Below are 8293 nucleotides of genomic sequence, written 5' to 3'. Positions count from 1 at the left end.
TTCGACCGACACATCGGCGACGCCGAGCAGCTCGGCGCTTTCGGCATCGGCACGTGCGATGCGGAAGCGATCCTCGAAGCCGCAGACGTTCCTGCCGCCCTCGTCTTTGAGGATCTCGAAGAGCGAGCGGTTTTCCAGCTCGGTCTGCATGAGGAAGCGATAGCGGAGCGGGAAGTAGTCGTGCTCGACGATGCACGGCATCGCGCCCGCCATGCGCAGGCGGCGAATCTCGATGAGCGCCTCATCGTCGCAGCCCAGGATCGAGGTGATCGCGGGGTCTGCGGGAATCTCGCGCGTGCGGAACACGTGCGTCGCGGGCTCGAGGCCCATCTCAAGGCACGTTTCGGTGAAGCTACCCGAGGTGAGGGCGGACTCGACGAGCGTTGTCGGCCGCACGAACGTCCCCTTGCCGCGCCGTTTCACCAGCACACCCTCGTCGACGAGCATGCGAAGCGCCGCACGGACGGTGACTCTGCTCACCCCATAGGCTTCGACGAGCTCGCTTTCCGAGGGCAGCTGATCGCCTGGTGCATAGGAGCCGTTCTCGATTTTCTGCAAGAGGTCTGCGCGCAACTGTTCTTGCAGGGTGAGGGCGTAGCGGTCATCGGTTTCGCTCACAGACGGACTCCTTCGTGCGCGTGTGGATGAATACTTGGTAAGAGATATTGTATACAGGGAAGCCCAGAGACGCACGCAGGTGGTCTGTGCCGTCTAGCGGCGACTGCCGTTTACGGTGCCCCTTCGCCCGTTCATCATTTACATTCTGGTTTCCTAGGCTTGCCGCCACCAAACTTGTATTAACTTATGCTATTACAGGTGTAGGTACAGACCGAGATTTCGGAGGTGGTCGGTATGCCGGAAACGGGGAAGGGTCGATTCCTCTCCATGTTCCGCGAGCGAAAGCCCGTGATGGCGATGCTCCATCTGAAGGGGACGAGTCCAGACGATGTTCAGGAACGCATGAAGCGCGAGCTTGACATCTACGTCTCCGAGGGCGTCGACGCGGTGATCGTGGAGGATTACTTCGGCACCTACGGCGACATGCGACGTGCGCTCGCCTATATCGAGCAAACGAAGCCGGATATCGTCTATGGCGTGAACTGTCTCAACGTCGATGCCATGGGTTTCGAGCTCGCCGGCGAGTTCGGCGCGGCGTTCGTGCAGCTCGACTCCGTAGTGGGGCACGTGAAGCCGCGTGACGAGGAAGCGCTCGCAGCCTTCCTCGAGCTCTTCCGCAGCCGGTATGCGGGCTGCGTCCTCGGCGGCGTGCGCTTCAAGTACCAGCCGGTGCTTTCCGACCGCTCGCTCGAGGAAGACCTCGAGATCGCGAAAGGGCGCTGCGACGCCGTCGCGGTAACGCAGGATGCGACCGGGCAGGAGACGTCGCTCGACAAGATCCGTTCCTTCCGCGCCGGCCTCGGCGACTTTCCGCTCATCGTGGCGGCGGGCGTCACGCCCGAGAACCTCAAGGAGAGCTTCCGCATCGCCGATGGCGCTGTGGTGGGCAGCTATTTCAAAGACAGCTATCGCGATGATGGCGAGCTTTCGGCAGAGCACGTGCGGACGTTCATGGACGCCGTGCGCGCGGTGAGGGAGGAATGCGCATGATCAAGATGACCCGTGTCGACCACCGGCTTCTGCACGGCCAGGTCGCGTTCACGTGGATCAAGGCGGTGGGGGCGGACTGCATCCTCATTGCCAACGATGCGGTCGCGAAAGACGAGCTCCGCATGGCAGTGCTCAAGATGGCGAAGCCGCAGGGCACGAAGCTCGTCATGAAGAGCGTCGAGGATTCCATCAAGGCGCTCACGAGCGGCGTGACCGATAAGTACAACCTGTTCATCATCACCGAGAGCATCGAGGATGTGTGGCGCCTGTGCCGCGCCGTGCCCGCGATCCGCGAGGTGAACATCGGAGGCGTGAAGGTCGAGGAGGGCAAGCGCCAGATTTCGAAGGCCGTGTTCGTGTCCGACGAGGAGTGCGCCCAGATCCGCGACCTGGTGGATGACGGCATCCACGTGTTCGTCCAGATGACCCCGTCCGACGAGTCGGACGAGGCCATGAAGCTCATCGGATAGGGAGGAGAAATCCATGGACAACCTGATGATGCAAACCGTATTCATTTTCTTTGTGTCCGCATTCGGCTACTGCAATAGCTGCTTCAACAGCGCTCTGTTCAACCGTCCGCTCGTGCTCGGCACGCTCACGGGCGTCGCGCTCGGCGATGTGGCGATCGGCTGCCAGGTGGGCGCCACGCTCGAGCTCGTGTACCTGGGCGCGCAGGCTATCGGCGCGAGCAACCCGCCCGACATGACCTCCGGCTCCGTGATCGGCACCGCCTATGTCATCGCCGCCGGCGCCGACGTCGCCGAGGCCGTCGCCATCGCCGTTCCGGTTTCGCTGCTCATGTCCATGTGGTCGAACTTCCTCATGGCGGTCGTCGGCCCCATCATGGCGGCTAAGGCAGACAAGTACGCGCTCGACTGCAACCGTCGCGGCATCGACCTCATGCACTGGGGCTTCGTGCTTATCCAGGTGCTTTCGCAGGCCGCGTTCTGCGCCGCCGGCTTCTTTGTTGGCACGCAGGCCATCCAGGGCATCGTCGACTCGATCCCCGCGTTCATCACCGACGGCCTGAACTACGCCATGGGCATCATCCCCGCCATCGGTTTCGCGATGCTTGCCCGCATGATCATGTCGAAGAAGCTCGCCTGCTTCCTGTTCATGGGCTTTCTGCTCGTGGCGTACGGTGGGCTGAACGTCGTGGGCGTCACCGCCGTCGCCGCGGTGATCGCCGCCGTGCTCGTCTTCAACACCGGCCTCTTCTCGACCGTTCAGGCCGAGGCCGAGCAAGACGACAACGAGTTCTAACCACCGCCCGCAGAAGACCGCAAAGGAGGTTTTCGCCATGTCCGAAATCAAGACCGCGCCCGAGCGCAAGCTGACCGACCGCGACCTTCGCCGGGTGTTCTGGCGTTCCTGCATGCTCGATAGCTCGTGGAACTACGAGCGGCAGCAGAACATCGGCTACTCGTTCGGCATCGTGCCGGTGATCGAGAAGGTTTACGAGCCCGGCAGCGAGAAGCAGAAGCGCGCCTACGCCCGCTCCCTCGACTTCATGGCCATCACCCCGCAGCTCTCCACGCTGCTCATGGGCATCGACGCCGCGATGGAGGAGGAGAACGCCGCGAGCGACGACTTCGACGACTCCGCCATCACGGCCGTCAAGACCTCGCTCATGGGCCCGCTCGCCGGCATCGGCGACTCGCTCATCGCGGGTACGCTCCGCGTGATCGGCACGGGCATCGCCATCGGCTTCGCACAGCAGGGAAGCCCCATCGGTGCCATCCTGCTGCTGCTCATCTTCAACATCCCCGGCCTCTTGATCCGCTGGTTCGGCCTGAAGCTCGGCTATCAGTACGGCTCGACGTTCATCACCGATGCCGCTAAGGGCGGCGTCATGGAGAAGGTCACGTACGCGGTGAGCGTCGTGGGCCTCGCCGCCATCGGCGGTATGGTCGCGAGCTACGTGTCGCTCGACCTGTCGATGATCACTGTGGGCACGGGCGACTTCGCGCAGCCCGTCTCCGACTACTTCGACATGATCATGCCGTGTCTGCCGCAGCTCGCGGTGTTCGGCTTCATGTACTGGATCATGGGCAAGAAGATCAAGACCACGTACGTGCTCGTGGGCACCATCGTGGTGTGCATCGCCGCATGCTGGATCGGGTCGATGCTGTAGCGACCTCTTCGCGCAGGCGTCCCGTGAGGCGGCGTCTGCGCCGATGCCACCTCAGCAGCTCAAGAGCCCTCGGTACGCGCCGGGGGCTCTTTCTTTACGCAGCTGGTACTTTGCTGTGGTAAAGTAATGCGACTGCATGTTGGACGGGCGCATCTGGCGGAAGGGAACGGCGCATGAACACGACACCGTGGGGGTTCAGGGATATCCTGCCCGAAGAGGCGCAGGTGCGCGAGGAGATCGCGGCCGGCGTGCGAGCGTGCTTCAAAGCCCGTGGCTACCTTCCCGTCGAGACGCCGTTGCTCGAGGATCCGCGTGCGCTCGCCGGCGCGGGGCGCGCGGTGGACACGCCGTTCAAACTCTTCGATGACGACGGTCGTTTGCTCACGGTGCGCTCCGATAACACCCTTCCCATCGTACGATTGGTGGCTGCGCGCCTGCGCGATGCCGAGCTTCCGCTGCGCTTGCGCTACGAGGCGCCGCTCGTGCGCTCGCAACCGCGCAACGTGGGCGCCGCGCGGCAGTTCACGCAGCTCGGCTTCGAGCTCATCGGCCTCGGCGGCGTCGAGGGCGATGCCGAGATGCTCGAGCTCGTGATTGATGCCCTGCGCGCGCTCGATCTGCCGTCGTGGCGTATCGTCGCGGGCAGCGTGCGGCCGTTTATGAAGCTGCTTGCCTGTGCGGCGGACGAGGCGCTCGCCCGCGACGTGCTCGAGCTCGTCCATGCGAACAACTTCGTGGACCTCGACGCCCGGCTCACCGAGGCGAATCTTGCGGAGAGTCTTCAGCGCGCCATTTCCGAGCTTCCGCGCCTGCACGGGGGCGTCGCCGCGCTTGACCGCGTGGATGTGCTCCTTGCGGCGGCGGGTATCGCTGAGCCCCAGACCGACGAGCTCCGTGCGCTTGCCGAGCGCTTTGCGACATATAGCGCTCAAGGGTCGCTCTCGTTCGACTTCTCAATCATGAATTCGTTCGATTACTATACCGGGCTCGTGTTCAAGGCGTATGCGAGCGGCATGGCGGATCCCGTGGGTTCGGGCGGGCGCTACGACGCCGCGCTCGAGGGTGCGTTCCCGGGAGTCTGCCAGGTGCCAGCGGCGGGCTTCGCGTTTTCGCTCGAGCGGCTTGAAGACGCCCTCGACGCCGGTGGGATGGCGCAAGGGGCGAGCGCGGATCACGCCGTTGTCCGCGCCGCGGAGGAAGCCCTTCGCATTGCCGTGCCGAAGGGTTCGCTCAAGGACGGCACCGTGGAGGCGCTCGCGGCGGCGGGCTTCGATGTCTCCGAGCTCGTCGACCCGGGACGGCGCCTCATCGTGCGCGGACGCGACTTGCGCGCGCCCGACGCCACCGATTTCGTGGGCGACGTGGAGTTCGTGATCGTGCGCGCCACCGATGCCCCCGCCTTCGTGGCCGCAGGCGGTGCGGATTGCGGCTTTTGCGGTCGCGACTCCCTCATCGAGGCAAATCTCAACCTGCTTGAACTCATCGACATGGGTTACGGCGCCTGCCGCTTTATCGAGGCGGAACCGGCCGGTCGTAAGGGCCTCGCCGAACGAGCCTATGCCCGCCGCGGGACGCTTCGCGTGGCGACGAAGTACCCACGCATCGCGCGCGCTTGGTACGAGCGCCGCGGCATCACGGCGGACATCGTGACGCTCCACGGCAACATCGAGCTCGGCCCCATTGTAGGCATGACGGACCGCATTGTGGATATCACGGCGACGGGCACGACGCTCCGCGAGAACGACCTCGTCATCACCGGCGAGATCATGGAGTGCACCGCACGGTTCTTCGCGAACCCCGGCCGCGCCCGGCTCGACGCGCGGTTGCATGCGCTCGCCGCACGGTTGGAGGCGGCGCGCTCGTTATAGCGCATCTACCTCGCATTTCTTAGGAATCGAACACTGGGCGCCCACGCGCGTGACGGCGAGTGCCGCTGCGGCCGATGCCCACGAGGCTGCATCGAGGAGCGGCTTTTCCGCCACAAGCGCTGCGGCGAGGGCACCGATATACGTATCGCCTGCAGCGGTGGTATCTACCGCCTCGACATCGAGGGAGGGGATGTGCGCCGATAGCTCAGCGTCGTAGACGTTCGAGCCGTCCTCGCCGCGCGTGATGATGGCGCGTCCCACACCCAGCGCAGCGAGGCGCTTGAACGCGGCAGCCGCGGTGTCCTCGTTGACCGGCAACATGCCCGAAATCGCGGCGCATTCCGTCTCGTTCAGGCAGAGCAAGTCGACGCTGCGCCAGGTTTCTGGTGGAATCTCGCAGGCCGGCGCGGGATTGAAGATGGTATACAGACCCCGCTCGTGCGCGGCGGCGAGCGCGGCGAACGTTGTCTCGACGTCGCATTCGAGCTGTGTGACGAAGATGTCGCCCGGCTGCGCTACCCGTTCGAGGGCGGCTTCAACATCCGCGATGCGAAGCACATGGTTCGCGCCGGGGTCGAGGACGATCCGGTTGTCCCCGTCGGTGCGGATGATGACGGCGACACCGGTGGGCATTTCCTCGACGGTAGCCAGCTCTGCGGTGTCCACGCCCGCGGCCTCCAGGCCGCGCCGGAGCTCGTCGCCGAAGGCATCCGCTCCCACCGCGCCGATCATGCAGGTTTCCGCTCCCAGGCGCGCGGCGGCGACCGCTTGGTTCGCCCCCTTGCCGCCGGCGTTAGTGATGAAGCCGGAGCCGCTGATGGTCTCACCGGCGTGCGGCATGCGACCGCAGGCGATTGAGAGATCCATGTTCAAGCTACCGAATACGATGACGCGCGGCATGTCGGTCCTTTCTCCCGTGCTGATCGATCGTGTGCCGGTGGTGCGAGCGCCTACGGGCAGCGGCGCACGAAGGCAAGCGTGCGTTCCATGAAGCGCTCGACGAAACGTTGCGCATCGACGGCGAGTGCGACCTCAGTGCGGCCGCTCGGGCAGGTGACGCGCGCAGGGTCGCCGATGGTGCGTCCGCGTCCGGCTCCTTCGGTCTCGACCATGATGTCGCAGCTGAAGGTATCTATGAGCGAGGGGTCGAGCGCGGCCGCCACGGCGAGCGGGTCATGCAGGTTGCAGCCGGGAACGCCTGTGGGGTGCGCCTCCTCGGTGACGTCGATGTAGTAGGCGAGCATGTCGGAGAGGAAGGTGCCCGTGGCGGTACCGGTCGCGCGGTACGCCTCCGCCTGCTCGCGCGAGAGCTTCACCTGCGTGGTCACATCGAGGCCGATCATGGTGATCTGGGCGCCTGCCGCGAAGAGCTTGGACGATGCTTCCGGATCCTGCATGATGTTCGCCTCGGCGAAGGGGGTGACGTTGCCCGGTTGCGTGAGCGAGCCGCCCATCATGACGATGCGTGCGCGTCCAACGGTATCCGGTGCCGCTTCGAGGGCTGCGGCGATGTTCGTCGAGGCTCCGGTGGGTATCACGATAAGGTCTTCTGGGCTCATCGCGCGCACGGCGTCGACGATGAAATCGACTGCGGACTGTGTCTGCGCCTGCGCACGGGCGCGAGCGGGGATCTCGACGTCGCCCGTGCCGTTCCGTCCGTGGAACCGCCTGCTTTCGGGCATGACTGAAAATGAGTCCGCCCAGCTCGGGTGGTCTATGCCGGCGAAGACGGGGATGTCTGGCCGGCCGAAGAGCTCAAGGAGGGCAAGGTCGTTCGCCACGCCCGTCTCCACGGAGACGTTGCCGAAGGTGCCGGCGATGCCGATGAGCTCCGCCTCTGGCGAGGCGAGCGCGTAGAGCAGGGCAAGGGTGTCGTCGATGCCCGTATCGAGGTCGAGGATGAGCTTCGTCATGATTCCTCCCGTCGTATGAGCGAGCGTTTCCGTCCAGGACGGAAGCTCTCGCATCGCTCGTTGCAGGTTGGTAACGACTCCCCGCGCGGTGCGCGCTGCGTTTGTGCGGAACGCTTTACCATGATAAAGTTTACCCGAGAATTGCTGCTTGGGGCGTACGGTTTCGCTGTGCGCCCTTTCAGGCTGTCCAAGCTGAAGGGGAGCTCTCGCGTCCCCATCATGCGTAAGAACAAGAGGGGAGACCTCTCTCATGAAAACCATCGTTCTCAAGCCCGGCGAGCGTCTCAAGCTCTCCCAGCTCATTCGCAAGGGGGTGCTGCCCGAGGCGATCGTCGCTTCCGCCCGCGACATCGTGACGGACGTGCGCGCTCGCGGCGATGAGGCACTGCGGGAGTACAGCGCGCGTTTCGATGGCGTCGAGCTTGCGTCCCTGCGCCTTTCACCCGAGGTGCTCGAAGGAGCACTCGGCGCGGTCGATGCGTCGTTTCGGGCAGCGCTCGAGAAGGCGGCTCGCCAGATCCGTGCGTTTCACGAGCGCGAGCTCGAGCAGTCGTGGTTTACCACGCGCGCGGACGGCACGTTGCTCGGGGTGAAGGTGACGCCCGTTCGGGCGGCGGGCATCTACATCCCCGGCGGGCGCGCACAGTATCCCTCGACAGTGCTCATGAACGCGATTCCGGCTAAGGTCGCGGGCGTCGAGCGCATCGTCATGGTCACGCCGCCGCAGAAGGATGGCGACGCCGCCACGGGCGGCATCTCGCCCTACACCC

9 protein-coding genes are annotated in these 8293 nt (G+C 64.9%); 6 read left to right on the top strand and 3 right to left on the bottom strand.

Annotation, left to right across the window (positions count from 1 at the left end; genetic code table 11):
• A partial coding sequence (locus QZ079_RS06090) for a GntR family transcriptional regulator (RefSeq protein ID WP_297036422.1) occupies nt 1-618 on the bottom strand: 618 nt, incomplete at its 3' end.
• A gap of 234 nt (nt 619-852) precedes the next feature.
• On the opposite strand from QZ079_RS06090, the gene QZ079_RS06085 reads away from it, so the two are divergent.
• From QZ079_RS06085 to hisG, 5 genes are all read left to right on the top strand, one after another.
• Nucleotides 853-1608: a BtpA/SgcQ family protein gene (locus tag QZ079_RS06085; protein WP_291288996.1), complete on the top strand. Its 756-nt coding sequence runs from the start codon at nt 853-855 to the stop codon at nt 1606-1608.
• Nucleotides 1605-2078, top strand: coding sequence for a PTS sugar transporter subunit IIB (locus QZ079_RS06080; RefSeq protein ID WP_297036419.1), 474 nt, complete (start codon nt 1605-1607; stop codon nt 2076-2078). Before QZ079_RS06085 ends, QZ079_RS06080 begins: the two co-directional genes overlap by 4 nt.
• A 13-nt stretch (nt 2079-2091) precedes the next feature.
• The gene (locus QZ079_RS06075; protein WP_297036416.1) at nt 2092-2871 is read left to right on the top strand and encodes a PTS sugar transporter subunit IIC; all 780 of its coding nucleotides are present in this window, start codon (nt 2092-2094) and stop codon (nt 2869-2871) included.
• A 37-nt stretch (nt 2872-2908) separates the two neighbouring features.
• Complete coding sequence (locus tag QZ079_RS06070; RefSeq protein WP_297036413.1) at nt 2909-3742, top strand: PTS system mannose/fructose/sorbose family transporter subunit IID; 834 nt, start codon at nt 2909-2911, stop codon at nt 3740-3742.
• Nucleotides 3743-3915: 173 nt separating this feature from the next.
• Entirely contained in the window at nt 3916-5610 is a 1695-nt protein-coding gene (hisG, locus tag QZ079_RS06065) for an ATP phosphoribosyltransferase (protein WP_297036410.1), read from the top strand.
• On the opposite strand, the gene rbsK is transcribed toward hisG, so the two are convergent.
• Nucleotides 5605-6510: a ribokinase gene (gene rbsK / locus QZ079_RS06060; RefSeq protein WP_297036407.1), complete on the bottom strand. Its 906-nt coding sequence runs from the start codon at nt 6508-6510 to the stop codon at nt 5605-5607. The two genes, hisG and rbsK, sit on opposite strands and share 6 nt — an antisense overlap.
• Nucleotides 6511-6560: 50 nt before the next feature.
• Entirely contained in the window at nt 6561-7523 is a 963-nt protein-coding gene (locus QZ079_RS06055; protein WP_297036400.1) for a nucleoside hydrolase, read from the bottom strand.
• A 250-nt stretch (nt 7524-7773) separates the two neighbouring features.
• Here QZ079_RS06055 and QZ079_RS06050 point away from each other — a divergent pair.
• A partial coding sequence (locus tag QZ079_RS06050) for a histidinol dehydrogenase (RefSeq protein WP_297036398.1) occupies nt 7774-8293 on the top strand: 520 nt, incomplete at its 3' end.

The sequence above is a fragment of the uncultured Enorma sp. genome, from assembly GCA_905210055.1.
Classification (GTDB): Bacteria; Actinomycetota; Coriobacteriia; order Coriobacteriales; family Coriobacteriaceae; genus Enorma.
This window is presented reverse-complemented; position numbering and strand designations above follow the sequence as displayed.

Bases quoted from the DNA above. Each gene is read 5' to 3' on its own strand.
- QZ079_RS06070 (WP_297036413.1), top strand. From the start codon at position 2,909: ATGTCCGAAATCAAGACCGCGCCCGAGCGCAAGCTGACCGACCGCGAC.
- QZ079_RS06075 (WP_297036416.1), top strand. From the start codon at position 2,092: ATGGACAACCTGATGATGCAAACCGTATTCATTTTCTTTGTGTCCGCA.
- QZ079_RS06085 (WP_291288996.1), top strand. From the start codon at position 853: ATGCCGGAAACGGGGAAGGGTCGATTCCTCTCCATGTTCCGCGAGCGA.
- QZ079_RS06055 (WP_297036400.1), bottom strand. From the start codon at position 7,523: ATGACGAAGCTCATCCTCGACCTCGATACGGGCATCGACGACACCCTT.
- hisG (WP_297036410.1), top strand. From the start codon at position 3,916: ATGAACACGACACCGTGGGGGTTCAGGGATATCCTGCCCGAAGAGGCG.
- rbsK (WP_297036407.1), bottom strand. From the start codon at position 6,510: ATGCCGCGCGTCATCGTATTCGGTAGCTTGAACATGGATCTCTCAATC.
- QZ079_RS06080 (WP_297036419.1), top strand. From the start codon at position 1,605: ATGATCAAGATGACCCGTGTCGACCACCGGCTTCTGCACGGCCAGGTC.